Raw genomic sequence first — 17,524 nt, 5'->3', positions numbered from 1 at the left:
TCGCCCGTGACGCGAGCCTGATTCACCCATCACCACCAGGAGAAACACATGGGATCCCTCTACGAACTGCTGGAGACCGGCGCCGGCAGCCTCAGCAATGCGGCGTTGCCCTTCGTGCAGGCGCTCATCTCGGCCAGCGGCGGCACGCCGTCGCCCGGCAAGTAGCCCCTCAGCTCTGTCACGGGGGCCGGCCCATCAGCCGGCCCCCGGTCGCTCTTCGAGAAGTCAGCAGGCTCGTACCACCGATGAACACACCCGCATTCCGCACCCTCCTCGCCGCGGCCTGCGCCGCCGCCCTGGCCACCGCTCCCGTGCTCGCCGACGGCCCGCAGGCGACCGCCGCGCCCGGCGCCCACCTGGTGAGCCGCGGACAGACCGGCCAGACCGCCGAGATCAGCGTCTATTCGCCGTCGATGGATCGCACCATCGCGCTGCGCGTGCTCCGCCCCGCCGACACCGCGACTCCCGCCCCGACGCTGTACCTGCTCAACGGTGCGGGCGGCGGCGAGGATTCGGCCAACTGGGCAGGTCAGACGAATGCGGCCGAGTTCTTCGCCGGTAAGCACGTCAACGTCGTGATGCCGATGGAAGGCGCGTTCAGCTACTACACCGACTGGCACCAGCCCGACCCCGGACTTGCGAAGAACCTGAAGAACAACGGCGTCAACAAGTGGACCACCTTCCTCACCCAGGAGTTGCCGCCGGTGATCGACGCGGCCTTCGACACCACCGGCGTCAACTCGCTCGCGGGCATCTCGATGGCAGGCAGTTCGGTCCTCGACCTGGCCATTCAGGCCCCGCAGCTCTACCGGAGCGTCGCCTCCTACAGCGGCTGCGCGATGACGAGCGATCCGGTGGGCCGCGAGTTCGTCTCGCTCGTGGTCCGCCTCGGCGGCGGCAAGGTGGAGAACATGTGGGGGCCGGCAGGCGATGCCGCCTGGCGCGAGCACGACCCGTATGTACAAGCGCATCGGCTGCCCGATATCCCGATCTATATCGCCGCGGGAAGTGGATTGCCGGGCGTGCACGACACCCTCGCGAATCCGCGGGTACATGTCGAAGGAAAAAACCCCGCGTCCATTCTGCAGAATCAAATGCTCGTCGGTGGCGGAATCGAAGCGGCGACCATGTATTGCACCGCGCAAATGTCCCAGCGGACACGCGAACTCGGCCGTACGAATATCACCTACAATATGCGCGCGACCGGAACTCATTCATGGGGTTATTGGGAAGACGACTTGCACGCTTCCTGGCCGATGATGGCGACGGCACTCGGCCTGTGAGCACCCTGCGGGTACGCCCCGGGCGGTTGGCGCCGCGCGACGCGGTGTTCGTCTACGACGAGACCGACCGGCACCTCTCCCACATCGTCGCGGTGTACTTCTTCGCCGACGACGGCACCGCGCCTCTGCACACGCGCGAGGTTCGCGAGTGGGCGCGGGCTCGCCTCGGCCACTCTCCCCTGTTCCACCGCCGCTTGCGCCGCACTCCCTTCGATCTCGACCTGCCGTACTGGGTGCCCGCTCCGGTGGCGAATATGGCCGATCACGTCTTCCTCGACGCGCCGAGTACCTGGCCTGCGGCCCAGACCCGGATCGCCGAACTCGCCTCGGCGAGAATGGATCTCGTCAAGCCGCCGTGGGAGATCCATGTCCTGGACCGGGTAGGTGAGGTGCCGGGAATCGGGACGGCGACGGTGGTGGTGCTCAAACTCCACCACAGCGTCTGCGACGGGGTCGCGACCCGCGAACTCGAGGCGAAACTGTTCGGCGATGCGCCCGCCCCCGAGGTCGAACTCGGCGGTGACGACCTGATCGGCGTGGCCGTGCGGACTGCCGCCACTGTGCTCACCGCCCCCGCGCGATTCGCCCTCGGCATGGCCCGGACCCGGGTACCCGGCGACAGGAGCGCGGTGACCCAGCAACCCGTGACCCGCTTCAACCGCGATATCCACGCACCGCTGACCATGCATGTCGTCACCCTGCCGATGACCGAGGTCCGTGCCGTGCAGGCCGCGTGCCCGATCCGGGTCACCGTCAACGACCTGATGCTGACCACCGTGTCGGGCGCGCTCGCGGCTTATCTGGCCGAGCGCGGCGAGACCCCCGAGGCTTCCCTCGCAGCCATGGTGCCCATGTCGATGCGCGGTGTGGCGCAGTGGGATTCGGTGAACCAGCTCACCCAGATGTTCGTCGATCTGCACACCGACATCGACGACCCCGTGCGGTGTCTGCTCGCGATCGAGGAATCGGCGAAGCGGGCCAAAGCCACCGCCGCCGACCCGGCCACGCTGCGCACCGAGTCGCGCGTCGAGACCGCGCCCGCGCTGCTGCTGCGAGCCGCGGGCTGGGCGCGCACCCTGCGCCGGTTCGACGCGGCGACCTCGATCCCGTTGAGCAACACCACGATCAGCAATGTGCCGCCGGTCCGCGACGACCTGCGGTTCGGCGGACGGCCCCTGGTGCGCGTGCTCGGTGCGCTGCCGATCCACGACGGCGACGGCCTGCGCCATCTCATCACCTCGCAGGGCGCGGAGCTGGCCGTCACCGTCACCACCAACGCGGCGATGATGCCGGACCCCGACCACTACGGCGACCTGCTGCTGAGCTCGTTCCGGCGACTCGGCGACGCCGTGGCCGCCCGGGGTGCCGCAGGCTAGTCCGGCGGTTCCTGCGCACCCTCGTCGGTCTCGGCGACATCGGGGGCGACTTCGCGGGTGGCCATGCCACCGTCCTTGCCCTCGTCACGGGGGCCAGGCCGTCCACCTTTCGGTTCGGCGGTGTCGTCGTCGCGGTCGCGTGGTGTGGTCATGAACTTCCTCCTCTCCTCGGCTGGCTCTACCCGTTTTTCCGCATCCACACCACCGCGGGCACGAATCGCGTTCACCACGGCCAGCACCGCGCCCAGACCGACGAGGATCAGCCCGCGCGCCCACACCTCACCGTCGATGCGGGTGAACAGGAACAGGCACGACGCCAGGCCGAGCAGGGGCACGATCGTCGGAATCCGGAAGTGTCCCGGTTCGCCCGGTTCGCGGCGCAACACCAGCACCGCCGCGTCGACGGAACCGAAGACGAACAGCAGCAACAGCACCAATGTCGCTGCCAGCGAATCGACTTCGCCGGTCAGCGCCAGCAGCAACGACACCGCCGAAGTCGCCAGGATCGCCACCCAGGGTGTACGTCTGCCGGGCAGGATGCGGGCGAGCGCGGACGGCAGCAGGCCGTCGCGGGCCATGCCGTAGGCCAACCGCGAGGACATGATGCCGGTGAGCAGGGCCCCGTTGGCGACCGCGACCAGCGCGATCAGACTGAACAACCAGTCGGGCACCTCCCCGGCCACCCGCACCACCTCCAGCAGCGGGCCGCTCGACTCCGCCAGCTTCTCGGTGGGCACCGCGGCACTGGCGACCACACCGATCAGCGCGTACACCACCCCGGCGGTGAGCAACGCACCGAACAGCGCCGTGGGGTAGGACCGGCGTGGGTCCTTCACCTCCTCGGCCAGGTTCACCGAGGTCTCGAACCCGACGAACGAGTAGAACGCCAGCACCGAGCCCGCCAGCACCGCACCGACCGCCCCCTGTTCGGCGGTGCCGACCTGGGTGAGGCGGCTCAGGTCGGCGTCACCACGCAGCATCACCCACAGACCGAGTCCGATGATGAGCAGCAACCCGCCGACCTCGACCAGTGTGGCTGCCACGTTGGCGCCCAACGACTCCCGGATGCCGCGAATATTCAGCGCCGCGAGCAGCACGAGAAACACCACGACCACCACGACCACCGGCACCGAGACCAGCGCCTGCAGATAGTCCCCCGCGAACGCCCTGGCCAGCGCACCCACCGACACCACACCGGCGGCGAGCATGCAGAAACCGACGAACGACCCGGCCGCGGGCCCGAACGCCCGGGTGACATAGTGCGCCGACCCACCCGCCCTCGGGAACTTCGTCGCCAGTTCCGCATACGAACCCGCGGTGAGCGTGGCCAGCACCAGCGCGATGACGAGCGGCAACCACACGGCGCCGCCGGATTCCCGGGCCACCGAACCGACCAGCACGTACACCCCGGCGCCCAGAATGTCGCCGAGGATGAAGAAGTACAGCAGCGGCGTGGTGACAGCCCGCTTCAGGACAACGGTCATGCGGAACCTATACCCGCGACCGCGCCGGTGAAGCGCGCGACGCGCTCAGCGCTGCAGCACGCTGCTGCGCCGCACGGGCAAACCACGCTCCTCGAAGGCGGTGAGCAGCAACTGGCCCCGACGCGCCGCGGCGGCGGCATCGGTGCGCGCCAGATCGGGCACATAGGTGGCCGCGCCCACGACGGATTCACCGACCAGCGGCCAGAACCGGCGCGCGGGCAGGCCCGAGCAGCGGGTGAGCACCGACTGCAGCGGGATCAGCGACGACGCGCTGCGCTGCACCAGCCACACCGCCATCGCCGCCTCGCAGGGCAGTGCGACGGTGCCGGGTTCGGCGGCCTGCGGATCACCGTCGACGACGCGAATCGTGGTGTCGGACAAGCCCGCCCAATCGATACCGCCGTCGTTGTCGTGGTGGATCCAGAGGTTGTCGCGCCCCGGATCCCAGGCCTGCGCCGACATCACGAACAGCGCGGTGACCCGGCCGACGACGGCGTGGATGAGCGCGGTCGCCACCACCTCGGCGGCGATCTCGTCGTTGATCATCTCCGCGGCGTGCCTGCGGTACATCAGTTCGACGCGGCCCTCGGACAACCCGTTCGGGACATGCCACCATCGCCGTTTCCCCTGTCCGGCCATCGCCGCCACGGCATAGACCCGCGGATGCTCCGGTTGCAGGGCTTGCAACCGCGCACAGGCGCGATCGAACGCGAGGGTGGTGCGGGTCGTGGTGGTGGTGACGGGCTCGGGCATCGAACCTCCTCGAACGGTTGGTTCCCGTGACGATGATGTCTCGGAACATAGGTTAGGCTTACCAGACTTCACAAGTCGTGTCCGGTTTCGAGGCAGGAGAAGTTCGTCGCCGTGATCCACCCTGGCACCGTCAGACGCCGTCGTCTGACCGGGCTTGCCCTGCTCGCTGTACTGCTCACCGTGGCAGTGGTGGCCAGCATCGCCATCGGCACCCGCTCGCTCGCACCGTCCACGGTGTTCGACGCCGTCACACACGCTCTCGGCTGCGACGGCGGCCCGTTCCGATGCCCGGCCCGCTCCACCGCCGAGGAAATCGTGCGTGAGCTGCGTCTCCCGCGCACCGCGTTGGCCCTCATCGCCGGGATGGCGCTGGGGGTCGCGGGCGCGCTCATCCAGGGGTATACCCGGAATCCGCTAGCTGATGCCGGATTGTTAGGACTGAATGCGGGCGCCGGCTTCCTGGCGGCGCTCAGCATCTATCTGTTCGGCTTCACCGCGCCGGGTCAGTACATCTGGTTCGCCTTCGCCGGGTCGGCGATCGCGGGATTGATCGTGTTCGGCGTCTCCTCGATCGGCGGTGGCAAAGCCAGTCCGTTGAGCCTGGTGCTCGCCGGTGCGGCGGTCACCGCGTTCCTGCAGGCGATGACCAACGCCGTCGTCGTACTCGACAACGCGGCGCTCGACACCTACCGGTTCTGGGTGGTCGGCACGGTCAACGGCCGCGAGGCCGACGTGTTCTGGCAGGTCCTGCCGTTCCTCGTGATCGGACTGGGCATGGCGCTGGCCGCCGCCCCCGCCTTGAACCTGCTCGGTCTCGGCGACGATGTGGCACGCGGGCTCGGTGTCGACATCGGCCGGGCGCGCGCGTTCGGACTGGCCGCGGTGGTGCTGCTCAGCGGTGCGGCCACCGCGGCGGTCGGGCCGATCGCATTCCTCGGGCTGGTGGTCCCGCATATCGCTCGCATCGTCACCGGACCCGACAACCGGTGGCTGATTCCCTACTCGGCCCTGCTGGGCGGCCTGTTGCTGCTGGCGGCCGATATCACCGGCCGCGTCGTCGCCCGGCCGGGTGAACTGCAGGTCGGGGTGATGCTGGCGGCGCTGGGCGCACCGTTCTTCATCGCCCTCGTGCGCCGCAAGAAGCTGGTGACGCTGTGAGCGCCGGCATCGACACGACCGCCGATCTGCGCAAGGTGCGTCCGGCCTTGCGAGTGGGTCCGCTGTCGCTGGTGCTGCGCCCGGTGATGTTCGGTTTCGTCGTCGCGTTGGCCGTGACTGTGTTCGTGCTGTTCTGCGTCGATATCGCCGTCGGCGACACCTATGTCCCGCTGAGCCGGGTGCTCGATGTCCTCGGCGGGGGTGGGTCCCGATCGCAGCGGTTCATCGTCCTCGAATCGCGACTCCCCCGGGCGCTCACCGCCGTGGTCGTCGGTGCCGCCCTCGGGCTTGCGGGCGCGCTGATGCAGTCCATCCTGCACAACCCGCTGGCGGGGCCGGACGTGCTCGGTATCACCACCGGCGCGAGTGTGGGCGCGGTCGCCGTGCTGGTCGGAAGCGGCGGGGCGACAACGGGTCTCGTCGCGACGGTCGGTGCCCCCCTGGCGGCGCTCGCGGGTGGCCTGCTCACCGCCGTGGTCATCTACCTGCTCGCGTGGGGTCGCGGTGGTGGCGGGGAACGCGGTGTCACCGGTTTCCGCCTCGTGCTCATCGGTATCGGCGTGAACGCGGTGCTCATGTCGGCGATCAGCTGGCTGCTCACCCGCGCCAGCCTCACCGACGCCGCCCGTGCCCAGGTCTGGCTCAACGGCTCGCTCGACGCGGCCGACATGTCGAGTGTCGTGCCCGCCGCGATCGCGCTCACCGTGGTCACCGTCGTCGCGCTCGTCTCGGCGCGCACGCTGGCCGCGCTGCGCCTCGGCGAGGAATCGACCCGGGTGCTCGGTGTGCGCATCCAGTCCCAGCAGGCGCTGCTGATCGGTTCGTCCGTCGTCGCCGCCTCGGTGGCGACCGCGGCCGTCGGGCCCGTCGGATTCGTCGCGCTGGCCGCACCGCAGATCGCCCGGATGGCGTTCCGCACGCCCGGCGAACCGCTGATCGCCTCGGCGCTCACCGGCGCCGCGCTGGTGGCGGGCGCCGATATCATCTCGCGCGCGCTGCTGCCCGTCGACCTGCCGGTCGGTATCGTCACCGCCGCGCTCGGCGGGCCGTTCCTGCTCTACCTGCTCGTCCGCATGAACCGGAAGGCCACGCTCTCATGACCAGCCCCGCCCATCGCCTCGCCGCCGACACCGTTTCCCTCGGCTACGGCGAGCGGGTGATCGTCGACGGGCTCAGTCTCGACATCGCCCCCGGCGTGGTCACCACGGTGATCGGACCGAACGGGTGCGGCAAGTCGACGCTGCTCAAGTCGCTCGGCCGGTTGCTTCGTCCGCGCGAAGGCCAGGTGGTGCTCGACGGCAAGGCCATCTCGTCGATGAAGACCAAGGACGTCGCACGGGTGATCGGCATGTTGCCGCAGACCCCCGTCGCACCGGAAGGGCTCACCGTCGCCGATCTCGTCGCGCGCGGCCGTCACCCGCATCAGTCCTGGCTGCGGCAGTGGTCGGCCGACGACGAGACCGAGGTCGCCGCAGCCCTGGCCCAGACCGGCATCGCCGACCTGGCCGACCGCACCCTCGACGAGTTGTCCGGCGGGCAGCGGCAGCGCGCCTGGATCTCGATGGCACTCGCTCAGGGCACCGACATCCTGCTCCTCGACGAACCGACCACCTATCTCGACCTCGCGCACTCGCTGGAAGTGCTCGACCTGGTCGACCGCTTGCATGCCGAATTCGGACGCACCGTGGTGATGGTGCTGCACGATCTCAACCTCGCCATCCGCTACAGCGACGAACTGGTGGTGATGGCGGCGGGCCGCATCGTCGCGCAGGGAAAACCGGCCGACATCATCACCGCGGAACTGCTCGCCGAGGTGTTCGGACTCGACGCGAAGGTACTCACCGATCCGGTCTCGGGGCGGCCGATGGTCGTGCCGATCGGCACGCGCCACGTGCACGGCGCGGCCGGGTATGACGAATGACACACCAGCAAACACCCCGTTACGACAATCTGTAGTACGCATCTTTGTCGTTGAGTCCGTAAAATCGGAGGGATGGCAGGTCTCGGCGAACTCGAAAAAGCGGTGATGGACCAGTTGTGGTCCGCCGACGAACCGCTCACGGTGCGGCAGGTACACGAAGCACTGGCGGCTCGTCGCGAGCTCGCGTACACCACGGTGATGACCGTGCTGCAGCGGCTGGCGAAAAAGGATTTGGTTGTGCAGCGTCGCGACGATCGCGCGCATCGGTACGCCCCGGTACACAGCCGTGACGAACTGGTCGCGAGCCTGATGGTCGACGCGTTGCAGCAGGCCGACGCGGCGGGCAGCCGCGCCGCCGCACTGGTGCACTTCGTGGAACAGGTCGGCAAGGACGAAGCCGATGCGCTGCGCGAGGCACTGGCCAAGCTCGAATCCGACGAAAACAGCGGCTAGACTCCCTGGCGGCTCTCACAACGACGTGAGCGCCCCTGGCCCCACAACGCAGTGAGCAGAGTCGATGAACGCAACCGCGGCAGTCTTCGCAGGTCTCGCCTTGCTACTCGCAGGGCCAGTTCCCGCGCTGCTCAGCCGTGCTACCTGGCCGCACCGCAGTCCGCGGGCAGCGGTCGTGTTGTGGCAGGCCATCGCGCTGGCCGCCGTGCTCAGCGCCTTCGGTTCCGGGCTGGCCATCGCCAGCCTGCTGCTCGTTCCCGGCCCCGACGGTAGGCCGACCACCTCCCCCACCAAGGAGATCGACGCGCTCGGGCTGCCGCTGTGGCTCGTGTACGTCACCGTGTTCGCGCTGACGCTGATGATCGGCGCGCGCCTGATGTTCTCCATCGTGCGTGTCGGCGTGCACACCCGCCGCCGCCGGTCCCGGCACCGCATGCTGGTCGATCTGCTCGATCAGAGCGGTCCCGTGCGCCGCGCCGCCGACATCCGGGTGCTCGCCGCCACCGAACCCATCGCCTACTGCCTGCCCGGGCTCCGCCAGCGCGTTGTACTCAGCGAAGGCACCCTGACCAGCCTCGACGACGCCGAGGTCACCGCGATCGTGAGCCATGAGCGCTCGCATCTGCGGGCCCGCCACGACCTGGTGCTCGAGGCGTTCACCGCCGTCCACGAGGCGTTCCCCCGGGTGGTCCGCAGCAAGGCCGCGCTCGGTTCGGTGAAACTGCTCATCGAACTGCTCGCCGACGACTCCGCGGTGAAGGTCACCGGCCCCAAACCGCTCGCCCGCGCCCTGGTGGCGTGCGCGAAATCGACCGCACCGCAGGGCGCGCTCGCCGCGGGCGGTCCGAGCACCCTCATCCGCATCCAGCGCCTCGCGGGCACCAACGGTGACGTGAGAATCGCCACCGCGGCCTACCTGGGATCGGCGGCGATTCTGGTGGTTCCCACCCTCGCCGTCGCGGTGCCGTGGCTGCAGGAACTGAGCCGGTTGTTCCACGGCTGACCTGGCGATCACCCAGCCGAGCCGGACGCGACGCCCGCACCCCGGACCCTGCTGATCACTCCTGGCCGAACCGGTGCTCGCCGTTACCGCTGACCAGGTTGTTTACCCACGCGAACGCAATCACGCCTATCCTGGGAGATCGGTCCTTCCTGCTGGGCCGCACCCCGTACGCCGTTCGCGTGTTTCGGGTAATCGGCGCCGGTGATCTTCCAGCGCGATTCGCAGCCCAACGAAAGGCCATTTTGTCCACCTCTGCTGTCTCCGACGCGACCGAACCGACCTTCACCGAACTAGGCCTGCCCGTGGCCCTGGTGCAGGCCCTGCGCAACGCGGGCATCGACAAGCCCTTCCCCATCCAGGCCGCCACCATCGGTGACGCGCTCGCCGGGCGTGACGTGCTGGGTCGCGGCCCCACCGGCTCGGGCAAGACCCTCGCCTTCGGCTTGCCGATCCTCACCCGCCTGGCCGAGGGCCCGCCGTCCAAGCCGGGCCGCCCGCGTGGCCTGGTGCTCGTACCGACCCGTGAGCTCGCCACCCAGATCGAGAAGGCGCTCGAAGATGCCGCTCGCTCGCTCGGTCTGCGTGTCGCCTCCGTCGTCGGTGGTGCACCGATCAAGCGGCAGGCCGACCGCCTCGCGCGCGGTGTCGACCTGCTGATCGCCACTCCCGGCCGCCTCGACGACCTCATCAAGCAGCGCAATGCCGACTTGTCCGACGTGGCGATCACCGCCCTCGACGAGGCCGACCACATGGCCGACATGGGGTTCCTGCCCCAGGTCACCCGCCTGCTCGACCGCACCCCGAAGCAGGGTCAGCGCCTGCTGTTCTCGGCCACCCTCGACGGTGACGTGGACAAGCTCGTGAAGCGCTACCTGAGCAACCCGGTGACCCACTCCACCGCACCCGCCGAGGCGTCGGTGAGCACCATGACCCACCACCTGTTCTTCGTGCGCGACAAGAACATCAAGCGGACCGTCGCCACCGAGATCGCCGCCCGCGACGGCCTGACCATCATGTTCGTGCGCACCAAGCACGGCGCCGATCGTCTGGCCAAGCAGCTGCGCGGCGCCGGTGTCGACGCGGGCTCGCTGCACGGCGGCAAGGCACAGAACAATCGCGTGCGCACGCTGGCGGCCTTCGCCGACGGGTCGGTGCCGGTGCTGGTCACCACCGACGTGGCCGCGCGCGGCATCCACATCGACGGTGTGTCGCTGGTCGTGCACTTCGACCCGCCCGCCGAGCACAAGGCCTACCTGCACCGCGCCGGTCGCACCGCGCGGGCCGGCGAGGACGGCGTGGTCGTCACCCTCGTCACCGACGAGGAGCGCAAGGACGTGGCCGCGATGACCCGCAAGGCGGGCGTGCGGACCGACGGTATCGATGTCCGCCCCGGCGACCGGAAGCTGGTGGACATCACCGGCGCCCGCAAGCCGAGCGGCATCGCGCTCGCCACCCCCGCCGCACCGGCACAGCCGACGCGGACCTCGACCGGTGCGGGTCGTCCGCGCCGCGCAAGGCCCAGTGGCGCAACAGCTTCCGAGGGCGGGCACAGCCGGGGTTCGGGCGCGCCGCGCCGGGACCGTCCGACCGGTGAGTCGCGTTCCCGCAAGCCCGCGGGCGCCGGCGGACACGCCCGGAGCGGCGACACGCCGACGAATTCGCGGCGGCGCGCCGGTCGTCCGGCGGCTCCGGCGGGCAACCGCAACCGTTCCGCAAACTGATCGCACAGATGAATCGCCGCGTGGCCGAACCGATTACGGTTCGGCCACGCGCCTTTTCCGGCGGCATGCCAGGAGCACCCCGCGCGCATCCGCCCGCCGGACCGCTCACACGGCTATCATCGGCACAGTGCGATTTCTTCCTGGCCCACCGCCGCCGTACGACCTGACCTACGACGACCTGTTCCTCGTCCCGAACCGCACGGATGTCGCATCCCGGTTCGATGTTGACCTGGCCAGCGTCGACGGCTCGGGTACCACCATCCCCCTCGTCGTCGCGAACATGACTGCGGTGGCCGGTAAGCGGATGGCCGAGACCGTCGCCCGACGCGGCGGACTGGTCGTCCTGCCGCAGGATCTCCCGATCCCGGCGGCCGCCGAGACCATCGCGTTCGTCAAGAGCCGCTCGCTCACCGCCGACACCCCGGTCACCCTCGACCCCGACGCGGCGGTGTCCGACGCGCTGGCGCTGATGCACAAGCGCGCGCACGGCGCGGTGGTCGTCGTCGAGGACGGCAAACCCGTCGGTGTGGTCACCGAGGCCGCCTGCGCCGACGTCGACCGATTCGCGCGCTTGCGCGAGATCGCCCAGACCGATTTCGTGCAGGCCCCCGTCGACGCCTCGCCCCGCGACATCTTCGACCGGCTCGCCGGTTCACACACCCAGCTCGCCGTGCTCACCCACCCCGACGGCACCCTGGCGGGCGTGATGACCCGCACCGGCGCCATCCGCGCGGGCATCTACACCCCGGCCGTCGACGCCGAGGGCAAACTGCGCGTCGCCGCCGCCGTCGGCATCAACGGTGACGTGGCCGCCAAGGCGAAGGCACTGGCCGACGCGGGCGCCGACGTCCTCGTCCTCGACACCGCCCACGGCCACCAGACCAAGATGCTCGAATCCCTGCGCACCGTCGCCGATCTCGGCCTCGGGCTGCCGCTGGTCGCGGGCAATGTGGTCTCCGCCGAGGGCACCCGCGACCTGGCCGAGGCGGGCGCGACCATCATCAAGGTCGGCGTCGGCCCCGGTGCGATGTGCACCACCCGGATGATGACCGGTGTGGGCCGTCCTCAGTTCTCCGCGGTGGCCGAATGTGCCGCCGCCGCACAGGAACTCGGCGTGCACGTGTGGGCCGACGGTGGTGTCCGCCACCCCCGCGACGTGGCTCTGGCGCTGGCCGCGGGCGCGTCGAACGTGATGATCGGCTCCTGGTTCGCCGGCACCTACGAGTCCCCCGGCGACCTGCGCGTCGACCGTGACGGCAACGCCTACAAGGAAAGCTTCGGCATGGCGTCCAAGCGTGCCGTCGCCGCCCGCACCGCCGCCGACAGCGGTTTCGACCGGGCCCGCAAGGCGCTGTTCGAGGAAGGCATCTCCAGTTCGCGGATGCGCCTGGACCCCGAGCGGCCGGGCGTGGAGGACCTGATCGACCACATCTGCTCGGGTGTACGCAGCTCCTGCACCTACGCGGGCGCCCGCACCCTGCCCGAGTTCCACGAACGCGCGGTGCTCGGTGTGCAGTCCGCCGCCGGTTTCGCCGAGGGCAGGCCGCTGCCCAGCGGCTGGTGACCGCCCGGCCGACCGGACGCCGTGCGGGCGCCGGTCGGCCGCGCCGCTGACGCATCAACCGAGGCGACGGATTACTATGGAGTTGCCGATCTCGGCACAGCTCGTTTTCCCACCTCGAAAGGATCCAGTTGTCACCCGCGTCCAAGGGCGCCACACAGGAGGGCTCCTCTACGGAGCCGGGTGACAAACCCGGCGTCCTCCTTTCCGCAGCGTCCGTCCGATCCACTGGTCTCGCCCCGGCACCGCATGGGTGGTGCTGAGGATGTCCACCGTGCTGACAGTGCTCAGCCTGCTCGGTTTCGCCGCATTGACCCTCGGTACCGCCCTGTTCGTGGCCGCCGAGTTCTCCCTCACCGCCCTGGAACGCAGCGCCGTCGAATCGGCCGCGCGCTCCGGTGACACCCGGTCACGACTGGTCAAACAGGCGCACAACACCCTGTCGTTCCAGCTCTCGGGCGCCCAGCTCGGCATCACCATCACCACCCTGATCACCGGCTTCATCGCCGAGCCCGTGCTGGCGCGGCTGCTGGCGCCGCTGCTCGACGGCATCGGCCTGAGCGAGACCGCCGCGACCGGTGTCGCGCTCGCGCTGGCGCTGATCCTGGCGACCTCGCTGTCGATGATCTACGGCGAACTGGTACCCAAGAACATCGCCATCGCCAAGCCGATGGCGACGGCCCGGCTCACCGCGGGCCCGATGATCGGGTTCTCCGTGTTCTTCAAGTGGCTGATCCGATTCCTGAACAACGCCGCCAACTGGCTGGTCCGCAGGCTCGGCATCGAACCGGCCGAGGAACTGCGTTCGGCCAGGTCGCCGCAGGAACTCGGGTCGCTGGTTCGCACCTCGGCCCAGCGCGGGGCGATGGATCAGCGCACCGCGCAGCTGATGGACCGCTCGCTGGAGTTCGGTGAACGCAGCGCCGAGGACCTGATGACCCCCCGGGTGAAGGTGGAGTCGCTCGACCGCGACGACACCATCGCCGACCTCATCGCCGCCTCGGCGCGCACCGGGTACTCCCGGTTCCCGGTGATCGACGGCGACCTCGACAACACCCTCGGCGTCGTCCACGTCAAACACGCCTTCACCCATCCGGCGCACCTGCGTAAGCAGATCCCGCTCGGGAAGCTCGCCGTCGCGGTACCGATCGTGCCCGCCAGTCTCGACGGCGACGAGGTGCTCGAACGGGTCCGTGCCGACGGCATGCAGGTGGCGCTCGTCGTCGACGAGTACGGCGGCACCGCGGGCATGGTCACCATGGAGGACCTGATCGAGGAGATCCTCGGCGACGTGCGCGACGAGCACGACGAGGAGGAACGCGATGTGCGCCGGGTGAGCGACGGCTGGGACTGCTCGGGTCTGCTGCGCATCGACGAGGTGTCCCGCGCGACGGGCTACGACGCGCCCGAAGGCGAATACGAAACCCTCGGCGGACTCGTCCTCACCCAGTTGGGCCGCATCCCGATGGGCGGCGACGAGGTCGTCCTGCCCGAATCGCGTGGCGGTGCGGGCGGCTGGGTGGCCCGGGTGGAACGGATGGACGGACGGCGGATCGACCGGGTGCGCCTGGTGCCCGTCGACGACGCGAACCTCGCGGCACGGGAGCACAACCATGGGTGACCTGTTCGGACTCGTCCTCACCGCGGTGCTGCTCGCGGGCAACGCCTTCTTCGTCGCGGCCGAGTTCGCGCTCATCTCGGCCCGTCGTGATCGCCTGGAAGCCCTTGTCGCACAGGGGAAGAAGAAGGCCGCGACGGTGATCGAGGCAGGCGAGAACCTGTCGATGATGCTGGCCGCCGCCCAGCTCGGCATCACCATCTGCTCGATCCTGCTCGGCCGGGTCGGCGAACCGGCCATCGCGCACCTGATCGAGCGCCCGTTCGAACTGCTCGGGTTGCCCGAGCAACTGCTGCACCCCGTCGGGTTCGCGCTGGCGCTGACGCTGGTGGTGATCCTGCACATCCTGCTCGGCGAGATGGTCCCGAAGAACATCGCGCTGGCCGGTCCGGAACGCTCGGCGCTGCTGCTGGTACCGATCCATCTGATGTGGCTGCGGATCGCGCGTCCCCTCATCGCGCTCTACAACTACGCGGCCAACCTCACCCTGCGGATGCTGCGCATCGAGCCCAAGGACGAACTCGACGCGACGGTGTCCACGGTGGAACTGGCCGAGATGATCGGCGAGTCGCGCTCGGAGGGTCTGCTCGACGAGGAGGAACACCGCAGGCTCACACAGGCCCTCGGCACCTCCGAGCGGATCGTGGGCGATGTCATGGTTCCGCTGGCCGAGGCGCGTTCGGTGCCGTTGCGCGGCGACGGAACCACGCTCGGTGATGTGGAAGCCGCCGTGGCCGAGACCGGGTTCTCCCGGTACCCGGTGCGCGCGGCCGACGGTTCGCTCGTCGGCTACCTGCACATCAAGGACGTGCTCGACGAGGTCGCCGACGACAACGCGGGCCCCGACACCAAGATCCCACGCACCGACATCCGCCCCCTGCCGACGGTCACCACGACCACCGCGCTCTACGAGGCGCTGGCCAGGTTGCGCCGCACAAGCAGTCATCTGGGCCGGGTGGTGGATGCCCGAGGAAACACCGTCGGCGTCGTCGCGCTCGAGGACCTGGTGGAGGAGTTCGTCGGTACCGTGCGCGACGGGACCCATCGCAAACCCGAGTGAGTTCGCGGGCCCCGACCTGCGCGGGGTGGTTCCCGCCACCCCGCGCAGCCGGCCCCGGCCATGCGGCTCGAACCACGGGCCCGCGCCCGAGTCGTTAGGGTCGGGCAGTATGCGCCCCCTCAGGCATCTGATCCTCATCTTCGCTGGGGCCGTGCTGCTTTCGGTCCTCGCAGCCCTGGCCTTCGCCGGCGACGCACACCCGGAATGCGCCGCCATCCCGGGCGATGTCGGCCCCTGCGACTATTGGGGCCGCGTCGCCGAATACGGGCCGTTCATCATCCTGTGGGCACGATGATCCTCGCGGGACTCGGATCGGCGATATGGCTGGTGATCATGGCCGTTCTCGGGCTCGTCGCGCTGCTGCGTGCCGACCTCGGTGACCGCTGAGCCGCGTGCCGAACAGGCTGGGCACGAGGTGTCTTCGGCGAGGAACGACTACGGCCGGATACAGCAGGAAACGATGCGCCAGAAGGCCGTACCGGACATGCTGCGGATGTCCCAATCACCGATCTGATCGTGTGCGGTGGAAACAATGCGGTCGATGTCGAAATCGTTCCTGGTCGCCGCACCGGTCGATTCGACCTGGTCGATCACGAATTGTCTTGCCGCGCCGCGCATATCAACCGGCTCGGGGCGAAAGCTCCGGTCCAGAATCGATGACAAATCGAGTTCCCCTCTCCGCCTGACCGCAGGGCCAGCAGGGCATATTCTGTTGTGTCCATGCCCTTTTCGCCGCGCGGGTCCCCTGGATTACCTGACGCACAGAGTCTAGGGCGGGGTGACGGGTAGACGGCTGTAGGCGCCGACACCGTTTCGGGCCTGTCGTTGTCGCCGCCACAACAACGGGCAAATCAGACAGGCTGGACGGCTTGCCGCCAACCCTGCCCGGTCGGTGTCGGCGAGCCCGCGAGGTCGGGCAAGGTGCCGACGGCCTGCAGGGCGGCCACGAGTTCGGCCAGCCGGGTCGGGTTGCTCAGCGAACAGCCGAGTTGTTCTTCGAGCTTGCGGATCCGGTGCCGCACAGTGTTCTCGTGGCAGTACAGCGCGGCCGCGGCGCGCACGGCCGAACCGTCGGCGGCCAGCCAGGCCCGGGCCGTGGCGAGGTGGGTGTCGCGCTCCTTAGGGGGCAGCCGCAGGATCGGGCCGAGTACCCGCCAGACGAACTGCCTGGCCGAGTCCACGTTGCCGATCACCAGGTCGCTGATGGGGGTGTCGACGATCTGGTTCACCCCGACCGTCCCGGCGGGCATCGCCTCCAGCGCCGTGCGGGCGAATCGAGCCGCCCTCGGGGTTTTGTCGAGCCTGCCGAATTCCGGGCTCACGCCGACCCGGAAAGTGGCGGTGGCGGAGACGATCTCGAGAATGTCGGACAGTGATTGGCTGCGGCCGCGGTAGATGATGCCGATCTCGCGGTCGGGTTGGGAACGCCAGGCCGAGGAGGTGCCGCGCCGGCGCAGCACGTCCTCGAGATGCAGCGTCGCATTGTCGGCGATGGGTGCCGATTCCGTGGCGACCACCACGAAGGTGCCTTCGAAGGGCAACCCGAGGGTCTGCGAGATCTCCCACGCCGTCTGGGTGTCGCCGGCCGAGCCGTCGATCAGGGCCGCGACCAGCGCGGACCGCCGCCGATCCTCGGCGACCAGACGCGCGTTCATCTCCTCGCGGTAGGCCTCGGTGAGCGCGGTCGAGAACTCGTCGTTGAGCATCCACAGGTCGGACACGGTGTCGGTGGCCACCTCGACGGCCTTCGGGCCGTGCTCGCGCGCGCAGCTGAGCAACCGCTCCCAGAAGAACGCGAAGCCGATGGTGTAGGCGCGCAACAGTTCCGGCAGCGGCACCCCCATCGCGGCGCGTTCCCGCCCGGTCCGTTGCGCGGCCGACAGATCGACCGGCACGTTGTATTGCAGCTGGTCGAGCGAACGGGTGAGGTTCCGGCGCAAACTCTGCGACAGCAGTTCGTCCGACACCACCGTCTCGTCTCGATACAGGGCGATGTGCTGCCTGGTGAAGGTGACCAACTCCGCGACGTACTCGTCGAGCCGTGACCGCATGATGGCGGCCAGGCCGACGATGACAGGATCGGATTCGCGACCGAGCATGAACCGGCACGCTACCGGTCCGCCGGTCACTCGG

16 protein-coding genes are annotated in these 17,524 nt (G+C 69.4%); 12 read left to right on the top strand and 4 right to left on the bottom strand.

Annotated elements, in window-relative coordinates; translation table 11 throughout:
* Positions 1 to 245 precede the first annotated feature (245 nt).
* Positions 246 to 1,283: an alpha/beta hydrolase family protein gene (locus tag AB0F86_RS03810; RefSeq protein ID WP_356984340.1), complete on the top strand. Its 1,038-nt coding sequence runs from the start codon at positions 246 to 248 to the stop codon at positions 1,281 to 1,283.
* Entirely contained in the window at positions 1,280 to 2,659 is a 1,380-nt protein-coding gene (locus AB0F86_RS03805) for a wax ester/triacylglycerol synthase domain-containing protein (protein WP_356984338.1), read from the top strand. Before AB0F86_RS03810 ends, AB0F86_RS03805 begins: the two co-directional genes overlap by 4 nt.
* Here AB0F86_RS03805 and AB0F86_RS03800 read toward each other — a convergent pair.
* Positions 2,656 to 4,143 carry an APC family permease gene (locus tag AB0F86_RS03800; RefSeq protein ID WP_356984336.1) on the bottom strand — a complete coding sequence of 496 codons (1,488 nt, stop codon included), beginning with the start codon at positions 4,141 to 4,143 and terminating at the stop codon, positions 2,656 to 2,658. The genes AB0F86_RS03805 and AB0F86_RS03800 overlap by 4 nt on opposite strands.
* 45 nt (positions 4,144 to 4,188) lie before the next feature.
* Positions 4,189 to 4,896: a hypothetical protein gene (locus AB0F86_RS03795; protein ID WP_181698116.1), complete on the bottom strand. Its 708-nt coding sequence runs from the start codon at positions 4,894 to 4,896 to the stop codon at positions 4,189 to 4,191.
* Positions 4,897 to 5,007: 111 nt separating this feature from the next.
* Between AB0F86_RS03795 and AB0F86_RS03790 the strand changes: the two genes are divergently transcribed.
* The 10 genes from AB0F86_RS03790 (at position 5,008) to AB0F86_RS03745 (ending at position 15,686) form a co-directional block, all read left to right on the top strand.
* Positions 5,008 to 6,054: an iron ABC transporter permease gene (locus AB0F86_RS03790; protein WP_356984334.1), complete on the top strand. Its 1,047-nt coding sequence runs from the start codon at positions 5,008 to 5,010 to the stop codon at positions 6,052 to 6,054.
* A gap of 86 nt (positions 6,055 to 6,140) precedes the next feature.
* On the top strand, positions 6,141 to 7,154 hold the full coding sequence (locus AB0F86_RS03785) for an iron chelate uptake ABC transporter family permease subunit (protein ID WP_356984417.1): 1,014 nt from the start codon (positions 6,141 to 6,143) through the stop codon (positions 7,152 to 7,154).
* Positions 7,151 to 7,975 (top strand): ABC transporter ATP-binding protein, encoded by an 825-nt coding sequence (locus AB0F86_RS03780; protein WP_356984332.1) that lies wholly within the window; start codon positions 7,151 to 7,153, stop codon positions 7,973 to 7,975. The genes AB0F86_RS03785 and AB0F86_RS03780 overlap by 4 nt, the downstream gene beginning before the upstream one ends.
* A gap of 63 nt (positions 7,976 to 8,038) precedes the next feature.
* Positions 8,039 to 8,428 (top strand): BlaI/MecI/CopY family transcriptional regulator, encoded by a 390-nt coding sequence (locus tag AB0F86_RS03775; RefSeq protein WP_279537543.1) that lies wholly within the window; start codon positions 8,039 to 8,041, stop codon positions 8,426 to 8,428.
* A gap of 64 nt (positions 8,429 to 8,492) precedes the next feature.
* Positions 8,493 to 9,431: a M56 family metallopeptidase gene (locus AB0F86_RS03770; RefSeq protein ID WP_181698112.1), complete on the top strand. Its 939-nt coding sequence runs from the start codon at positions 8,493 to 8,495 to the stop codon at positions 9,429 to 9,431.
* Positions 9,432 to 9,670: 239 nt separating this feature from the next.
* Positions 9,671 to 11,152 carry a DEAD/DEAH box helicase gene (locus tag AB0F86_RS03765; protein ID WP_181698151.1) on the top strand — a complete coding sequence of 494 codons (1,482 nt, stop codon included), beginning with the start codon at positions 9,671 to 9,673 and terminating at the stop codon, positions 11,150 to 11,152.
* Between the two features lie 127 nt (positions 11,153 to 11,279).
* Complete coding sequence (locus tag AB0F86_RS03760; RefSeq protein ID WP_181698111.1) at positions 11,280 to 12,716, top strand: GuaB1 family IMP dehydrogenase-related protein; 1,437 nt, start codon at positions 11,280 to 11,282, stop codon at positions 12,714 to 12,716.
* A gap of 262 nt (positions 12,717 to 12,978) precedes the next feature.
* Complete coding sequence (locus AB0F86_RS03755) at positions 12,979 to 14,334, top strand: hemolysin family protein (protein ID WP_181698110.1); 1,356 nt, start codon at positions 12,979 to 12,981, stop codon at positions 14,332 to 14,334.
* Positions 14,327 to 15,391, top strand: a complete 1,065-nt coding sequence (locus tag AB0F86_RS03750; RefSeq protein WP_181698109.1) for a hemolysin family protein — start codon at positions 14,327 to 14,329, stop codon at positions 15,389 to 15,391. Before AB0F86_RS03755 ends, AB0F86_RS03750 begins: the two co-directional genes overlap by 8 nt.
* 109 nt (positions 15,392 to 15,500) lie before the next feature.
* Entirely contained in the window at positions 15,501 to 15,686 is a 186-nt protein-coding gene (locus AB0F86_RS03745; protein WP_356984329.1) for a hypothetical protein, read from the top strand.
* A 140-nt stretch (positions 15,687 to 15,826) separates the two neighbouring features.
* Here AB0F86_RS03745 and AB0F86_RS03740 read toward each other — a convergent pair whose 3' ends face one another.
* Together AB0F86_RS03740 and AB0F86_RS03735 are read right to left on the bottom strand one after the other, a co-directional pair.
* Entirely contained in the window at positions 15,827 to 15,985 is a 159-nt protein-coding gene (locus tag AB0F86_RS03740; protein ID WP_225280763.1) for a hypothetical protein, read from the bottom strand.
* A 257-nt stretch (positions 15,986 to 16,242) separates the two neighbouring features.
* The gene (locus AB0F86_RS03735) at positions 16,243 to 17,490 is read right to left on the bottom strand and encodes a helix-turn-helix domain-containing protein (protein ID WP_356984327.1); all 1,248 of its coding nucleotides are present in this window, start codon (positions 17,488 to 17,490) and stop codon (positions 16,243 to 16,245) included.
* Positions 17,491 to 17,524: the final 34 nt, after the last annotated feature.

Origin of the sequence: Nocardia sp. NPDC023733, assembly GCF_040639775.1 — a bacterium.
Lineage (GTDB): Bacteria > Actinomycetota > Actinomycetes > Mycobacteriales > Mycobacteriaceae > Nocardia > Nocardia rosealba.
This window is presented reverse-complemented; position numbering and strand designations above follow the sequence as displayed.

What these genes read in the sequence shown, in the direction of transcription:
- AB0F86_RS03810 (WP_356984340.1), top strand. Translation starts at nt 246, where the DNA reads ATGAACACACCCGCATTCCGCACCCTCCTCGCCGCGGCCTGCGCCGCC.
- AB0F86_RS03800 (WP_356984336.1), bottom strand. Translation starts at nt 4,143, where the DNA reads ATGACCGTTGTCCTGAAGCGGGCTGTCACCACGCCGCTGCTGTACTTC.
- AB0F86_RS03795 (WP_181698116.1), bottom strand. Translation starts at nt 4,896, where the DNA reads ATGCCCGAGCCCGTCACCACCACCACGACCCGCACCACCCTCGCGTTC.
- AB0F86_RS03785 (WP_356984417.1), top strand. Translation starts at nt 6,141, where the DNA reads ATGTTCGGTTTCGTCGTCGCGTTGGCCGTGACTGTGTTCGTGCTGTTC.
- AB0F86_RS03780 (WP_356984332.1), top strand. Translation starts at nt 7,151, where the DNA reads ATGACCAGCCCCGCCCATCGCCTCGCCGCCGACACCGTTTCCCTCGGC.
- AB0F86_RS03770 (WP_181698112.1), top strand. Translation starts at nt 8,493, where the DNA reads ATGAACGCAACCGCGGCAGTCTTCGCAGGTCTCGCCTTGCTACTCGCA.
- AB0F86_RS03755 (WP_181698110.1), top strand. Translation starts at nt 12,979, where the DNA reads ATGTCCACCGTGCTGACAGTGCTCAGCCTGCTCGGTTTCGCCGCATTG.
- AB0F86_RS03750 (WP_181698109.1), top strand. Translation starts at nt 14,327, where the DNA reads ATGGGTGACCTGTTCGGACTCGTCCTCACCGCGGTGCTGCTCGCGGGC.
- AB0F86_RS03745 (WP_356984329.1), top strand. Translation starts at nt 15,501, where the DNA reads ATGCGCCCCCTCAGGCATCTGATCCTCATCTTCGCTGGGGCCGTGCTG.
- AB0F86_RS03735 (WP_356984327.1), bottom strand. Translation starts at nt 17,490, where the DNA reads ATGCTCGGTCGCGAATCCGATCCTGTCATCGTCGGCCTGGCCGCCATC.